Annotated in this window: 13 protein-coding genes and 1 pseudogene; 12 read left to right on the top strand and 2 right to left on the bottom strand. The window is 63.8% G+C overall.

Annotated elements, in window-relative coordinates; genetic code table 11:
- The first annotated feature begins 202 nt into the window (after window positions 1-202).
- The 11 genes from mdh to lpdA all read left to right on the top strand — a co-directional run bounded on the left by mdh (window position 203) and on the right by lpdA (window position 12,137).
- Window positions 203-1,171: a malate dehydrogenase gene (gene mdh, locus LB564_RS09765; RefSeq protein WP_224537107.1), complete on the top strand. Its 969-nt coding sequence runs from the start codon at window positions 203-205 to the stop codon at window positions 1,169-1,171.
- Window positions 1,172-1,221: 50 nt separating this feature from the next.
- A complete protein-coding gene (sucC, locus tag LB564_RS09770) occupies window positions 1,222-2,415 on the top strand; it encodes an ADP-forming succinate--CoA ligase subunit beta (RefSeq protein ID WP_224537109.1) in 1,194 nt (397 codons plus the stop codon).
- A 4-nt stretch (window positions 2,416-2,419) separates the two neighbouring features.
- Complete coding sequence (locus LB564_RS09775; protein ID WP_224537112.1) at window positions 2,420-2,791, top strand: cupin domain-containing protein; 372 nt, start codon at window positions 2,420-2,422, stop codon at window positions 2,789-2,791.
- Between the two features lie 4 nt (window positions 2,792-2,795).
- Window positions 2,796-3,290 carry a DUF1579 family protein gene (locus LB564_RS09780; protein ID WP_224537114.1) on the top strand — a complete coding sequence of 165 codons (495 nt, stop codon included), beginning with the start codon at window positions 2,796-2,798 and terminating at the stop codon, window positions 3,288-3,290.
- 11 nt (window positions 3,291-3,301) lie between these two features.
- Window positions 3,302-4,204 carry a succinate--CoA ligase subunit alpha gene (gene sucD / locus LB564_RS09785; RefSeq protein WP_140710229.1) on the top strand — a complete coding sequence of 301 codons (903 nt, stop codon included), beginning with the start codon at window positions 3,302-3,304 and terminating at the stop codon, window positions 4,202-4,204.
- 141 nt (window positions 4,205-4,345) lie between these two features.
- Entirely contained in the window at window positions 4,346-7,333 is a 2,988-nt protein-coding gene (locus LB564_RS09790) for a 2-oxoglutarate dehydrogenase E1 component (RefSeq protein ID WP_224537116.1), read from the top strand.
- Window positions 7,334-7,379: 46 nt separating this feature from the next.
- Window positions 7,380-8,657 carry a 2-oxoglutarate dehydrogenase complex dihydrolipoyllysine-residue succinyltransferase gene (odhB, locus tag LB564_RS09795; protein WP_224537119.1) on the top strand — a complete coding sequence of 426 codons (1,278 nt, stop codon included), beginning with the start codon at window positions 7,380-7,382 and terminating at the stop codon, window positions 8,655-8,657.
- A 70-nt stretch (window positions 8,658-8,727) separates the two neighbouring features.
- On the top strand, window positions 8,728-9,435 hold the full coding sequence (locus tag LB564_RS09800; RefSeq protein WP_411910150.1) for a DUF4241 domain-containing protein: 708 nt from the start codon (window positions 8,728-8,730) through the stop codon (window positions 9,433-9,435).
- A gap of 9 nt (window positions 9,436-9,444) precedes the next feature.
- Complete coding sequence (locus LB564_RS09805; protein WP_224537121.1) at window positions 9,445-9,954, top strand: hypothetical protein; 510 nt, start codon at window positions 9,445-9,447, stop codon at window positions 9,952-9,954.
- Complete coding sequence (locus LB564_RS09810; protein ID WP_224537123.1) at window positions 9,951-10,706, top strand: SDR family oxidoreductase; 756 nt, start codon at window positions 9,951-9,953, stop codon at window positions 10,704-10,706. The genes LB564_RS09805 and LB564_RS09810 overlap by 4 nt, the downstream gene beginning before the upstream one ends.
- Window positions 10,707-10,730: 24 nt before the next feature.
- Complete coding sequence (gene lpdA, locus LB564_RS09815) at window positions 10,731-12,137, top strand: dihydrolipoyl dehydrogenase (protein ID WP_224537126.1); 1,407 nt, start codon at window positions 10,731-10,733, stop codon at window positions 12,135-12,137.
- A gap of 613 nt (window positions 12,138-12,750) precedes the next feature.
- Here lpdA and LB564_RS09820 read toward each other — a convergent pair.
- Window positions 12,751-12,849, bottom strand: a pseudogene (locus LB564_RS09820) (TraB/GumN family protein); the annotation flags it as partial.
- A 73-nt stretch (window positions 12,850-12,922) separates the two neighbouring features.
- On the opposite strand from LB564_RS09820, the gene LB564_RS09825 reads away from it, so the two are divergent.
- Window positions 12,923-13,399: a DUF2867 domain-containing protein gene (locus LB564_RS09825; protein WP_224537130.1), complete on the top strand. Its 477-nt coding sequence runs from the start codon at window positions 12,923-12,925 to the stop codon at window positions 13,397-13,399.
- Window positions 13,400-13,401: 2 nt separating this feature from the next.
- On the opposite strand, the gene LB564_RS09830 is transcribed toward LB564_RS09825, so the two are convergent.
- The gene (locus LB564_RS09830) at window positions 13,402-14,472 is read right to left on the bottom strand and encodes a TraB/GumN family protein (RefSeq protein ID WP_224537132.1); all 1,071 of its coding nucleotides are present in this window, start codon (window positions 14,470-14,472) and stop codon (window positions 13,402-13,404) included.
- Between the last annotated feature and the right edge of the window lie 10 nt (window positions 14,473-14,482).

The following is a 14,482-nucleotide window of genomic DNA, read 5'->3' on the forward strand; positions in this document are numbered from 1 at the left end:
CAAGTCGGCTTACAAATTTTGACGTTTACGTAAATCCCAAGCGCTCTAACCGATTGAAAATGCAGGGGTCGAAATAATCGTTTGAATTTATTCCGTACCGGAGCTATTGGGTGCGGCGAAATCCGCGGTTCCCCCGCTGCATTCCGGCCTCTTCCTCGACGCCGTGTTGGCGCCGTCACTGACAAAGGGAAATCATCCTCACATGGCACGCAACAAGATAGCGCTTATCGGCTCTGGCATGATCGGCGGCACGCTCGCCCATATGATCGGCCTCAAGGATCTCGGCGACGTGGTCCTGTTCGATATTGCCGAGGGCATCCCGCAGGGCAAGGGGCTCGATATCGCGCAGTCGTCGCCGGTCGACGGTTTCGACTCCCGGCTGACCGGCGTCAATGATTACGCCGGCATCGAGGGCGCGGATGTCTGCATCGTCACCGCCGGCGTGCCGCGTAAGCCGGGCATGAGCCGCGACGATCTGCTGGGCATCAACCTCAAGGTCATGGAACAGGTCGGCGCCGGGCTGAAGAAGTACGCGCCGAAGGCCTTCGTCATCTGCATCACCAACCCGCTCGACGCCATGGTGTGGGCACTGCAGAAGTTTTCCGGCCTGCCCAAGACCCATGTCGTCGGCATGGCCGGCGTGCTCGACAGCGCGCGCTTCCGCTATTTCCTGGCCGAGGAATTCAAGGTCTCGGTCGAGGACGTCACCGCCTTCGTGCTCGGCGGCCATGGCGATTCCATGGTGCCGATGATCCGCTATTCGACGGTGTCGGGCATTCCGCTGCCCGACCTGATCAAGATGGGCTGGACCTCGAAGGAAAAGCTCGACCAGATCGTGCAGCGCACCCGCGACGGCGGCGCCGAGATCGTCGGCCTCCTGAAGACCGGATCGGCCTACTACGCGCCGGCGGCTTCGGCGATTTCGATGGCGGAATCCTACCTCAAGGACAAGAAGCGCGTGCTGCCGTGCGCGGCGCACCTCTCCGGCCAGTATGGCGTCAAGGGCACGTATGTCGGCGTTCCCGTGGTGATCGGTGCCGGCGGTGTCGAGCGCGTCATCGAGATCGACCTCAACAAGGCCGAGCAGAAGATGTTCGACGCGTCGGTGGCGACGGTGCAGGGCCTTACCGAGGCCTGCGTCAAGATCGCGCCGCAACTCGCCTCGAAGTAAACCCCGGCAAAACGACACCCCCCCGGCAAACGACCTGGAGATAGTTCCCGATGAACATCCATGAATATCAAGGCAAGGCGCTGCTGAAGAGCTTTGGCGCGCCGGTGGCCGAAGGCGTGCCGGTGTTCAAGGCGAGCGAGGCGGAAGCCGCCGCGCAAGCGCTGCCTGGCCCGCTCTATGTGGTGAAGAGCCAGATCCATGCCGGCGGCCGCGGCAAGGGCAAGTTCAAGGAACTCGGGCCCGACGCCAAGGGTGGCGTCAGGCTGGCGAAGTCGGTCGCCGACGTCGTCGCCAACGCCAACGAGATGCTCGGCCACACGCTGGTGACCAAGCAGACCGGCCCGGCTGGCAAGCAGGTCAACCGCCTCTATATCGAGGACGGCGCCGACATCGAGCGCGAGCTCTATCTCTCGATCCTGGTCGACCGCTCGGTCGGCCGCATCGCCTTCGTCGTCTCGACCGAGGGCGGCATGGACATCGAGGGCGTCGCCCACGATACGCCGGAAAAGATCATCACCGTCGCCATCGACCCGGAAAAGGGCGTCACGGCTGACGACGTTAAGGCGCTCAACGGCGCGCTGAAGCTCGACGGTGACGCGGCCAAGGACGGCGGCACGCTGTTCCCGATCCTCTATAAGGCCTTTGTCGAAAAGGACATGAGCCTGCTCGAGGTCAACCCGCTGATCGTCATGAAGAACGGCCGCCTGCGCGTGCTCGACGCGAAAGTGTCGTTCGACAACAACGCGCTGTTTCGCCACCCCGAACTGATGGAATTGCGCGACACGACCGAAGAGGACGAGAAGGAGATCGAGGCCTCGAAATACGACCTCGCCTATGTCGCCCTCGACGGCAATATCGGCTGCATGGTCAACGGCGCCGGCCTCGCCATGGCGACGATGGACATCATCAAGCTCTATGGCGCCGAACCCGCCAACTTCCTGGACGTCGGCGGCGGCGCTTCGAAGGAGAAGGTGACGGCGGCGTTCAAGATCATCACCAAGGACCCGGCGGTGAAGGGCATCCTGATCAACATCTTCGGCGGCATCATGAAGTGCGACATCATCGCCGAGGGCGTGATAGCCGCGGTCAAGGAAGTCGGCCTCCAGGTTCCGCTGGTGGTCCGCCTGGAAGGCACCAATGCCGAGCTCGGCAAGAAGATCATCAACGACAGCGGCTTGAATGTCGTGTCGGCCGATGATCTCGACGATGCCGCCAAGAAGATCGTGGCGGCGGTGAAAGGCTGAGCGGATGCCTCCGCGCAAGATAAACCTCGTCGAGGCGGCGGATCGGACCATCACCAAGGTCTTCGATCCGCATGTCGCCGGCGACGTCAACGACAGCCAGGCCAAGGTTGCCAAGTTCGGCGAGGCCTTCGACTGGCATGCGCATGACAATGAGGACGAAGCTTTTCTCGTGCTGCGGGGCAGGATCGCGATCGATTTTCGCGACGGGCCGTTCGAGCTTGGCGAAGGCGATTTCATCGTCGTGCCGCGCGGCGTCGAGCACCGGCCGCGTTCGCTGACCGCGGAGCCGGTGGTGCTGATGTTCGAACCGGCGACGACGCTCAACACCGGCGATGCCAAGAGCGACCTTACCGTCACCGATCTGAAGCGGCTGTGATCCCATGAACGCGGCCTCCTTCTCCTCGCTCTCGGCCGACCATCAGCGCCTGCAGGCGCTGGTCGGCGCGTGGCGCGGCGAGGAGGATATCGCGGCGACGCAATGGGCCGATGAGGGTGCGGCAACCTCCGAAGTGACGGCGGAAGCGCAGTTCGGCGGTCTGTTCGTGGTGCAGCGCTATCGTCAGCGCCGCGACGGCACGGTCTCCTTCGGCGCGCACAATGTGTTCGGCTTCGACCAGCAGAACAGCCTCGTCACCATGCATCAATTCGATTCCATGGGCTTCGTGCCGGTGTCGCCCGCCACGGGCGCATGGAATGGCGACGAACTGGTGCTGGAGCGGTCGTCGCCGCGTGGCGCCGCGCGCGTGACCTATGTTTTCAACGATGCCGACACCTATCGCATGCGACTGCAATTCAAACCCGCCGGCAGCGATGGCTGGCAAGACATGGTGAGCGGCGTCTATCGGCGCGTCTCGCCTTCCTCGATCAACGGTTAAAAAGGGCTCCGATGTCCATTCTTATCGACAAGAACACCAAGGTGCTGGTGCAGGGCCTGACCGGCAAGACCGGCACGTTCCACACCGAACAGGCGCTGGCCTATCACGGCACCAAGATGGTGGGCGGCATCCATCCCAAGAAGGGCGGCGAGACATGGACCGGCTCGAAAGGCGAGAGCCTGCCGATCTTCGCCACGGTCGCCGAAGGCAAGGACAGGACGGGCGCCAACGCCTCCGTCATCTACGTGCCGCCGGCGGGCGCGGGCGAAGCCATCATCGAGGCGATCGAGGCGGAGATCCCGCTGATCGTCTGCATCACCGAGGGCATCCCGGTCATGGACATGGTCAAGGTCAAGGCGCGGCTCGACCGCTCCAAGTCGCGGCTGATCGGCCCGAACTGCCCGGGCGTGCTCACCCCAGACGAATGCAAGATCGGCATCATGCCCGGCAACATCTTCCGCAAGGGCTCGGTCGGCGTTGTTTCGCGCTCGGGAACACTTACCTATGAGGCTGTGTTCCAGACCACCAATGTCGGTCTCGGCCAGACCACGGCCGTCGGCATCGGCGGCGACCCCGTCAAGGGCACAGAGTTCATCGACATGCTCGAGATGTTCCTGGCCGACGACGAGACCAAGTCGATCATCATGATCGGCGAGATCGGCGGCTCGGCCGAGGAAGACGCCGCGCAGTTCCTCAAGGACGAGGCCAAGCGCGGGCGCAGGAAACCGATGGCGGGCTTCATCGCCGGGCGCACGGCACCGGCTGGCCGCACCATGGGCCATGCGGGCGCGGTGATCTCCGGCGGCAAGGGCGGCGCGGAAGACAAGATCGCGGCGATGGAATCGGCCGGCATCAAGGTCTCGCCGTCACCGGCGCGGCTTGGCACGACGCTGGTTGAAGCCATCAAGGGCTGAGGCAGTAGTCAGTAGTTAGTAGTGAAAAAGGGACGAACCAGTGAGTGGCAGCTGAGCAGAGATTTCCATCGTTCTACTCACTACTGACTATTCACTATTCCCCTTGGAAAAGGAGACGGAGCCAGGCTCCGCGGACAAAAAATGGCACGACAAGATCAGGCCAACGACCAATTTTCGCTAACCTCATTCCTTTATGGCGGCAACGCCGATTACATCGACGCGCTCTATGCCGCCTATGAGGATGATCCAGCCTCGGTCAATCCCGAATGGCAGGAATTCTTCGCCGGGCTGAAGGACGATGCCGGCGATGTGCGCATGAATGCCAAGGGCGCGTCGTGGGCAAGACCCTCCTGGCCGCTGCAGGCCAATGGCGAACTGGTGTCGGCGCTCGACGGCAATTGGGGCCTGGTCGAGAAGCACATCGAGAAAAAGGTCAAGGAGAAGGTGGTCGTCAACGGCGTGGCGCCGTCCGACGCCGACGTGCACCAGGCGACGCGCGATTCGGTGCGCGCCATCATGATGATCCGCGCCTACCGCATGCGCGGCCATCTGCATGCCAATCTCGATCCGCTCGGCATCGCCAAGCCGCTCGAGGACTACAATGAACTGTCGCCCGAGAATTACGGTTTTACGGAAGCCGACTACGACCGGCCGATCTTCCTCGACAACGTGCTGGGGCTCGAATTCGGCACCGTCCGGCAGATGCTGGAAATCCTGACCCGCACCTATTGTTCGACGCTTGGCGTCGAGTTCATGCACATCTCCGACCCCGAGGAGAAGGCCTGGATCCAGGCGCGCATCGAAGGCGCCGACAAGGAGATTTCCTTCACCGCCACCGGCAAGAAGGCGATCCTGCAGAAGCTGGTCGAGGCGGAAGGTTTCGAGCAGTTCATCGACGTCAAGTACAAAGGCACCAAGCGCTTCGGCCTCGACGGCAGTGAGGCGCTGATCCCGGCGCTGGAGCAGATCGTCAAGCGTGGCGGCCAGCTCGGCATGAAGGAGATCGTGCTCGGCATGGCGCATCGCGGCCGGCTGAACGTGCTTTCGCAGGTGATGGCCAAGCCGCACCGCGCCATCTTCCATGAGTTCAAGGGCGGCTCGGCCGCCCCCGACGAGGTCGAGGGCTCTGGTGACGTGAAGTACCATCTCGGCGCCTCTTCGGACCGCGAGTTCGACGGCAACAAGGTGCACCTGTCGCTCACCGCCAATCCTTCACATCTGGAAATTGTCGATCCCGTCGTGATGGGCAAGGCGCGCGCCAAGCAGGATTATCTGTTCGGCCGCGGCCGCGAAGAGATCGTGCCGCTGGAAGAGCGCGCCAAGGTGCTGCCGCTGCTGCTGCATGGCGACGCCGCCTTCGCCGGCCAGGGCGTGATCGCCGAAATCCTCGGCCTGTCGGGCCTGCGTGGTCACCGCGTCGCCGGGACGCTGCATTTCATCATCAACAACCAGATCGGCTTCACCACCAATCCGCGCTTCTCGCGCTCGTCGCCCTATCCGTCCGACGTCGCCAAGATGATCGAGGCGCCGATCTTCCACGTCAATGGCGACGACCCGGAAGCCGTGGTGCACGCCACCAAGGTGGCGATCGAGTTCCGCATGAAGTTCCACAAGCCGGTGGTCGTGGACATGTTCTGCTACCGCCGCTTCGGCCACAATGAGGGCGATGAACCAGCCTTCACCCAGCCGCTGATGTACCGCAACATCCGCACCCACAAGACGACGGTGCAGATCTATGGCGAGCGGCTGATCTCCGAAGGCCACATCACTCAGGCCGAGCTCGACCAGCTCAAGGCCGACTGGCGCGCGCATCTGGAAGCCGAATGGGAAGTCGGCCAGCACTACAAGCCCAACAAGGCCGATTGGCTCGACGGCGCCTGGTCGGGCCTGCGCACGGCCGACAACCAGGACGAACAGCGGCGCGGCAAGACCGCCGTGCCGGTCAAGACGCTGAAGGAAATCGGCAAGAAGCTGACCGAGGTGCCGAAGGATTTCGAGGCGCACAAGACGATCATCCGCTTCCTCGAGAACCGGCGCCAGGCGATCGAGTCCGGCGAAGGCATCGACTGGTCGACGGCGGAAGCGCTTGCGTTCGGCGCCATCCTGCTCGACGGCAATCCGATCCGGCTTTCGGGACAGGATTCCGAGCGCGGCACCTTCTCGCAGCGCCACTCCGTGCTTTACGACCAGCGCGACGAGACCCGCTATATTCCGCTCAACAATCTGTCGGCGGCGCAGGCCGGCTACGAAGTGATCAACTCGATGCTGTCGGAAGAGGCGGTGCTGGGCTTCGAATATGGCTACAGCCTGGCCGAGCCGAAGGCGCTGACCTTGTGGGAGGCGCAGTTTGGCGACTTCGCCAACGGCGCCCAGGTGGTGTTCGACCAGTTCATCTCTAGCGGCGAGCGCAAGTGGCTCCGCATGTCGGGCCTCGTCTGTCTGCTGCCGCATGGCTATGAAGGCCAGGGCCCTGAGCATTCCTCGGCCCGGCTGGAGCGCTTCCTGCAGCTTTGCGCCGAAGACAACATGCAAGTCGCCAACTGCACGACGCCGGCCAACTACTTCCACATATTGCGCCGGCAGCTGAAGCGCGACTTCCGCAAGCCATTGATCCTGATGACGCCGAAGTCGCTGCTGCGTCACAAGCGGGCGGTGTCGACGCTACCGGAAATCTCGGGCGAAAGCTCGTTCCACCGGCTCCTGTGGGACGATGCCCAGCTGTTGCCCAACCAGGCGATCAAGCTGACCAAGGATTCCAAGATCCGCCGCGTCGTGCTGTGCTCGGGCAAGGTCTATTACGACCTCTACGAGGAGCGCGAGAAGCGCGGCATCAACGACATCTACCTGCTGCGCGTCGAACAGCTCTATCCGTTCCCGGCCAAGGCGCTGATCACCGAGCTGTCACGCTTCCGCAACGCCGAGATGGTGTGGTGCCAGGAGGAACCCAAGAACATGGGCGCTTGGTCGTTCATCGACCCGTATCTGGAATGGGTGCTGGCGCATATCGACGCCAAGCATCAGCGGGTGCGCTACACCGGCCGTCCGGCGGCCGCGTCGCCGGCGACCGGCCTGATGTCGAAGCACCTTGCCCAGCTCGCCGCCTTGCTCGAAGACGCGCTCGGCGAATAAGCAGAACTGGGCGAATAGAACTGAACCGAAAGAACGGACAGGCACAATGGCTACCGAAATCCGCGTCCCCACCCTGGGCGAATCCGTCACCGAAGCGACCGTCGGCAAATGGTTCAAGAAGGTCGGCGATGCCATTGCCGCCGACGAGCCGCTGGTCGAGCTCGAGACCGACAAGGTGACGGTGGAGGTGCCCGCCGCCGCCTCCGGCACGCTCGGCGAAATCACAGTCAACGAAGGCGAGACCGTTGGCGTCGGCGCGCTGTTGGGTTCGATTTCGGGCGGTGGCGCGGCTGCTCCCGCGACCAAGCCGCAGGCGGTGGCGCAGGCTTCCAGCCCCGACGCGGCGCAGACCACCAAGCAGGCCGCGGCAGAGACCGCCAAGGTCGCGGGCGATGCCGGCGCGGTCGAGCCGCGCACCATGCCGCCGGCGCCGGCGGCGGCAAAACTGATCGCCGAGAACAATCTGTCGGTCGACCAGCTTTCCGGCTCGGGCAAGCGCGGCCAGGTGCTGAAAGGCGACGTGCTCGACGCCATCTCCAAGGGCGCGCCGTCGCAGCCTGCCGAAACGCCAAAGGCAGCGCCGGCACCGGTTGCCGTGCGGGCGCCGTCGTCCGGCGACGACGCTTCCCGTGAAGAGCGCGTGCGCATGACCAAGCTGCGCCAGACCATCGCGCGCCGGCTGAAGGAAGCGCAGTCGACCGCCGCCATGCTGACCACCTTCAATGAAGTGGACATGTCGTCGGTGATGGCGCTGCGGACCAAGTACAAGGACGTGTTCGAGAAGAAGCATGGCGTGAAGCTCGGCTTCATGGGCTTTTTCACCAAGGCCGTGACGCATGCCTTGAAGGAAATCCCCTCGGTCAATGCCGAGATCGACGGCACCGATATTATCTTCAAGAACTATGCCCATATCGGCGTCGCCGTCGGCACCGAAAAGGGGCTCGTGGTTCCGGTCGTGCGTGATGCCGACCAGATGTCCATCGCCGAGATCGAGAAGGAGATCGGCCGGCTGGGCATCGCCGCGCGCGACGGCAAGCTGTCGGTCGCCGATATGCAGGGCGGCACCTTCACCATCTCCAATGGCGGCGTCTACGGGTCGCTGATGTCGACGCCGATCCTCAATGCGCCGCAGTCGGGCATTCTCGGCATGCACAAGATCCAGGACCGGCCGGTCGTGGTCGGCGGCCAGATCGTGATCCGGCCGATGATGTATCTGGCGCTCTCCTACGATCACCGCATCGTCGACGGCAAGGAAGCGGTCACCTTCCTGGTCCGCGTCAAGGACAGCCTGGAGGATCCGGAACGGCTGGTGCTCGATCTGTGATCGGAGCTGACCCGCAATGAGCGGCTGGCTGGAGCAGTTTGGTTACAGCCTGGGCCGGCGAGCCGGTGGGATGCTGCGGTCTGTTGGCCTGGCCGCCGCCGTCGTTCCGTCGCTGGCGACGGCCGCCGCCCAATGGGATCCTTCGCAGGCGAGCAGCAATCTTGGCGTTTTCGCTTTGAGCGATGCTCAACTGGAAGAGCGGAAGATCACCGTAACTCCGATCGGCGAACTCGAGTTGCCGACCGGTGAAATCATCGCCTGCGATCCTCTGATCAGCGGTACCGAGATGCCGGCCTTGAGCCGCAGGGTCAAACCGGGGAGCTACCCGGTTTCGCTGCTGGAAGCCCAGGGCCGCGTCGGGATTTCGGTGCTGCGCTTCAAGCCCGGCACGCCGGTTCGCTGGGAACTGGCGACAGTGCCGGGCCAGGATGCATCGACCTTGAAGGGCGACGAGATCTTCGGGTATCCCGTCGATGCCGGCCTTGGCTCGTTCATGGACAAAACGGCTATGGCGCTGATGTCGGGTGAGCAGGACAAGCTCCAAGCCGAGCAGAATTACTATGACGACGTGCTGGCGGCCGAATTCGCGCCAAACCAGGACAGGTTCGTCATGCATCATCCGGTTGCCGGCAACCCGCTCAACATCGCCATGTTCTGGAGCGGCTGGGGTGACGGATTCTATCCATCGTTCTGGGGGCTGGACGCGGCCGGCGAGCCGCTGCTGCTGATGACCGATTTTGGCGTTCTGGAAAACGCCGATGGCCGCGAGAGCAAGTAGGTTATCCTGATGCAAAGCGCCCTGTCGCCCGTCATCAGATGTCTCGCTGGATTGCTGGCCTTCGGGGTCACGTGTTCTACGGCAGGCGCCGCCTGCCCGATCGAACTCTCGGTCTATGGCGATGCACAGAACGGCAGCGAGATCGACTTTACTCCGACGGGCACCTCGGCCACCGTCACCAATACGTTCCGCTTGATCCTCGACAACAATGTGGTTCTGAACGGCGTCGTCATGTGGACCCAGGATGTTGCGCGCCCGAACGGCGCGCTGATGTACAAATGTCCGGAGGGCGACGTCACCGGCGAGGAGCTTGCCGCCTGCACGCTGTGGAACGGCGTCATCTACACGGCGGATGACAAGGGGACTGTCGGGCTGCTGCCGGCCGAGGGCGTCGAAGCGCCGAAGACGCTGATCCTGCCCGATCTCGGGCCGGTGCTCCGGCAATCCCCGGCCTATGGCGGCAGCGGCTTCTCGAAAGTGCCGTCGGATGTGTTCGCGATGAAGGGATGCCAGGAATGAGCGCCGCGCAAAAAGTGCTGCTGGTCACCGGCGGCAGCCGTGGCATCGGCGCGGCCGTGTGTCGGCAGGGGTCGCAGGCCGGCTATCGCGTTGCAATCAACTATGCCTCGAACCGGGCGGCGGCCGACGCGCTGGTCGCCGAGATCAAGGCCGCCGGCGGCGACGCTTTCGCCGTGAAGGGCGACGTCGGCAGCGAGGCCGACATCCTGGCCATCTTCGAGGCGGTGGACCGCACCCATGGCCGGCTCGACGCCTTCGTCAACAATGCCGGCATCGTCGATGCCAAGGCGCGGGTCGACGAGATGAGCGCGGCGCGGCTCGAACGGATGATGCGCATCAATGTTGTCGGGTCGATCCTGTGCGCCCGCGAAGCGGTCAAGCGCATGTCGACGCGCCATGGCGGTTCGGGTGGATCGATCGTCAACCTCTCTTCGGCGGCGGCGGTGTTGGGCGCGCCGGACAATTATGTAGACTATGCCGCTTCCAAGGGCGCCATCGACACCCTCACCATCGGGCTTGCCCGCGAGGTGGCGTCCGAAGGCATCCGCGTCAACGCGGTGCGGCCGGGCATCATCGACACCGATATCCACGCTTCCGGCGGGCAGCCGGACCGGGTGGCGCTGATCCAGGACACGCTGCCGATGAAAAGAGCCGGCACCGCGGATGAAGTCGCGGGCGCGATTCTCTATCTTTTGTCCGACGCCGCGTCCTATACGACGGGCGCGATCCTGAATGTCAGCGGCGGCCGCTGAGCCCCAATCGAAAAGGACAGTATCATGGCTTATGACGTCGTTATCATCGGATCGGGACCGGGCGGCTATGTCTGCGCCATCAAGGCGGCACAGCTTGGGCTGAAGGTCGCCGTGGTCGAGAAGAACGCGACCTTCGGCGGCACCTGCCTCAACATCGGCTGCATTCCGTCCAAGGCGCTGCTCTACGCCTCCGAAATGTTCGCCGAGGCCGGCCATTCCTTCGACACGCTCGGCGTCGAAATCCCGGCACCCAAGCTCAACCTGAAGAAGATGATGGCGCACAAGGACGCGACGGTGTTGTCCAACGTCAATGGCGTCGCCTTCCTGTTCAAGAAGAACAAGATCGACAGTTTTCGCGGCACCGGCAAGGTGGTCGCGGCCGGTAAGGTTTCGGTGACCTCCGAGGACGGCAAGGTCGAGGAGATAGAGACCAAAAACATCGTCATCGCCACCGGCTCGGACGTCGCCGGCATTCCAGGCGTCAAGGTCGACATCGACGAGAAAATCATCGTGTCGTCGACGGGCGCGCTGGCGCTGGACAAGGTGCCGGGCCACCTGGTGGTGGTCGGTGGCGGCGTCATCGGGCTCGAGCTCGGCTCGGTCTGGGCACGGCTTGGCGCCAAGGTCACGGTGGTCGAGTTCCTCGACACGATCCTGGGCGGCATGGACGGCGAGGTGTCGAAACAGTTCCAGCGGCTGCTCTCCAAGCAAGGCTTCGAGTTCAAGCTCGGCGCCAAGGTCACCGGCGTCGCCAAGGCCAAGAACGGCGCGACCGTCACCTTCGAGCCGGTCAAGGGCGGCGCGGCCGAGACCATCGAGGCGGACGCGGTGCTGATCTCGACGGGACGCCGCGCCTTTTCAGACAACCTCGGGCTCAAGGAAGCGGGCGTCGAGGTCGACGAGCGCGGCCGCGTCAAAACCGACGGGCATCTCCGGACCAACGTGCCGGGCATCTATGCCATCGGCGACGTCATCGCGGGGCCGATGCTGGCGCACAAGGCCGAGGACGAGGGCGTCGCGGTGGCCGAAACCATCGCCGGCCAGGCCGGTCATGTGAATTACGAGGTCATTCCGAGCGTCGTCTACACCAGCCCGGAAATCGCCTCGGTCGGCAAGACCGAGGAAGAGCTGAAGAAGGCCGGCATCGACTACAAGGTCGGCAAATTCCCCTTCACCGCCAACGGCCGCGCGCGCGCCATGCTGCACACGGATGGCTTCGTGAAGATACTCGCCGACAAGACGACCGATCGTGTACTGGGCGTCCACATTGTCGGCTTCGGCGCCGGCGAGATGATCCACGAGGCGGCGGTGCTGATGGAGTTCGGCGGCTCGTCGGAGGATCTCGCCCGCACCACCCACGCGCATCCGACGATGTCGGAAGCGGTGAAGGAAGCGGCGCTGGCGACGTTCTTCAAGCCGATCCATATTTAGAACGATCCGGGAAAACCGTGAAACGGTTTCCCGGAAAAGCGCGTAGCTTTCCCTGAGGGAATTGCCTCCTTGCCTGCCCAAACGGAACGGCCCGCCGGAAGGCGGGCCGTTCTTCGTTGAAAGCCGTGGCCCGGATTACTGGGCCGGTGCGGGAGCTGGGGCCGGCGCAGGAGCCGGCGCAGGAGCCGGCGCAGGAGCCGGTGTCGCCGGTGCAGGAGCCGGCGCGGGTGCTGGTGCAGGCGCGGGTGCCGGTTCGGCGGGCTTCATCGGTTCAGCCGGCGCGGGCGCCGGGGCCGGTGTGCTGGCCGCTGGCGGCTCGGCGGGTGCCGGATGCTCACCGCTTCTTCCGAAAACGTAATACGCGACTACAGCCAGAATAACGACGACCAGCGCAATCAGCCAAGGGCTGCCGCCACCGCCGCTCGGCCGAGGGGCATTGGTGGTCGAATTGTACGGATCGTTTGGGTTTGGTGTGTTGGTCATAAATGTGTCCTCCGGAGAAAATGAAAATGGTCAATCAACAGCCATCAACGCGCAACCGTTGAATGGGTTTCACGCTAGCGGACGAAAACGCCGGAAACGCGGCGTTTGCGAGCCTCCGCTGCCATCCGACTCAATTGACGGCGGTGACAGTATAGCCGGCTTTGCGGAAATCCTCGACCGATCCCTCCGGACCGGGAAGATGCAGCGCGCCGACCGCCATGAAGGCGTTGGCCAGGCGGCGTTTCGCCACGCAGCGAGCCGAACCAGCCGATGCTATCGTTGGTCACGAAGGATTTGCCGGTATGACGCCCACTGCACGGACTTTTCCTGATCCCGAAGGTACTCTTGCCGGCGCTCAGTTCACCGACCGATACGCGCTGACAACCGATGGCCTTGCCCTGACCGCTATTGGCGCGGCCGAACGCGTGCTGGGGCGAACACCGGGATGGGTCGGCCGGCTGACGCGGCTGCGCAACCTCGCGGTGAGGCCATTTGGGTTGAAAACGGGGGCGGAACCCGACGCGCCGCCGGAAAGCAGGATCGGCATATTTCCGCTTATCAGCCAGGCAGATGGCAGGGTTGTCCTTGGGCTGGACGACCGGCATCTCGATTTCCGCATCCTGGTGGAGGTGAACGACCTCGGCGCGGGCCGGCAGGAGGTGGCCGCGTCGACGATCGTGAAGACGCACAATCTGCTTGGGCGGGCCTATCTCGCCATCATCATGCCGTTTCACCGCATCATCGTTCCGGCGATGCTGGCCCAGGTCTTGATCAAATAGGGCTAAAGCCCGACCGCCGTGACAGTATAGCCGGCTTTGCGGAAATCCTCGACCAGTCCCTCCGGGCCGGGAAGATGCAGGGCGCCGACCGCCATGAAGGCGTTGCCCTTGGCCAGGATCGGCCCGGCATGATCGACCATCACCTTGTTGCGGCTGGTGATCATGGTTTCCTCGAAGGCGGCATAGCCTGCCGGATCCTCCTGCTCGTCGGGCATGGCGGCGCGGAACAGCGGCCAGAACATGCCGGTGTCGCCGCGCTGGTAGAGCAGGATCATGGTCTCGTTGATGTCGTTGACCTTGTCGCCCAGCTTCAGCGTGTCGATCAGGCCCTTCATATGAAAGGCGAGCGGCAGCGAAGCCATGGCGCGCAACTGGCTCTCGGCTGTTTCCAGCCCTTCCACCGGCTTGCCGGCAGCCTTGGCGCTCTCGGCCAGCTTGACGTCGAGCACCGGCGCGCCGCCGGACTGGCGGGCGAGTTCGCAAGCCGGAAGCGCCATCATGGCCGACAGCATCCAGGGCTTCATCTTGGCGACCGTTGCCGGCGGGATGCCGCGCGCGTCGAGAGCGGCGTTCATGGCCGCCGCGTCCCGCGGCGACAGCAAGGACGACAGCGTCGTGGAGTCGGTGAACATCATCAGGTCCGGCTCCTTCAGCATCGCCAACATCATCTTCTGCTTGTCGAGCACGTCGGTGGTCTCGATGATGAGGGTGCCGGCGGCATCGAAGGCCTTCTGCGCGTATGCCGGCAGCGTGGTGACGCGCGGATCGGTCATATGCATGGTGCCGAAGAGATAGGATGGCTGTTCGCCCGGTTTTTCGAGCTTCCACAACAGGCCCTTGCCGTTGAGCGTGGCAGCGGCCTCCGCCTCGATCTTGTCGTAGGTGGCAGGGCTTGCCTTCTGCAAGGCAGACAGCATGTCGGCGCCGCTGCAGGTCGGGATTTCCGCATGCGCCCTGCCGGCCGCGAACAGCAAAACTGCAAGGAAGGACAGGAAAAACAGCACGTTGAGCGCGACAAGCAGCTTCAGCGAGATGGAGGCCGCACGGTCGACGATGGTAATGACGCGTTTCATGATGCCTTTC

The sequence above is a fragment of the Mesorhizobium sp. ES1-6 genome, from assembly GCF_020164775.1.
Taxonomy (GTDB): domain Bacteria; phylum Pseudomonadota; class Alphaproteobacteria; order Rhizobiales; family Rhizobiaceae; genus Mesorhizobium.

Excerpts from the sequence above, each read along its gene's own strand:
- odhB (WP_224537119.1), top strand. The coding sequence starts at position 7,380 with ATGGCTACCGAAATCCGCGTCCCCACCCTGGGCGAATCCGTCACCGAA.
- LB564_RS09830 (WP_224537132.1), bottom strand. The coding sequence starts at position 14,472 with ATGAAACGCGTCATTACCATCGTCGACCGTGCGGCCTCCATCTCGCTG.
- lpdA (WP_224537126.1), top strand. The coding sequence starts at position 10,731 with ATGGCTTATGACGTCGTTATCATCGGATCGGGACCGGGCGGCTATGTC.
- LB564_RS09810 (WP_224537123.1), top strand. The coding sequence starts at position 9,951 with ATGAGCGCCGCGCAAAAAGTGCTGCTGGTCACCGGCGGCAGCCGTGGC.
- LB564_RS09775 (WP_224537112.1), top strand. The coding sequence starts at position 2,420 with ATGCCTCCGCGCAAGATAAACCTCGTCGAGGCGGCGGATCGGACCATC.
- LB564_RS09790 (WP_224537116.1), top strand. The coding sequence starts at position 4,346 with ATGGCACGACAAGATCAGGCCAACGACCAATTTTCGCTAACCTCATTC.
- sucD (WP_140710229.1), top strand. The coding sequence starts at position 3,302 with ATGTCCATTCTTATCGACAAGAACACCAAGGTGCTGGTGCAGGGCCTG.
- LB564_RS09825 (WP_224537130.1), top strand. The coding sequence starts at position 12,923 with ATGACGCCCACTGCACGGACTTTTCCTGATCCCGAAGGTACTCTTGCC.
- LB564_RS09805 (WP_224537121.1), top strand. The coding sequence starts at position 9,445 with ATGCAAAGCGCCCTGTCGCCCGTCATCAGATGTCTCGCTGGATTGCTG.
- mdh (WP_224537107.1), top strand. The coding sequence starts at position 203 with ATGGCACGCAACAAGATAGCGCTTATCGGCTCTGGCATGATCGGCGGC.
- LB564_RS09800 (WP_411910150.1), top strand. The coding sequence starts at position 8,728 with ATGCTGCGGTCTGTTGGCCTGGCCGCCGCCGTCGTTCCGTCGCTGGCG.
- LB564_RS09780 (WP_224537114.1), top strand. The coding sequence starts at position 2,796 with ATGAACGCGGCCTCCTTCTCCTCGCTCTCGGCCGACCATCAGCGCCTG.
- sucC (WP_224537109.1), top strand. The coding sequence starts at position 1,222 with ATGAACATCCATGAATATCAAGGCAAGGCGCTGCTGAAGAGCTTTGGC.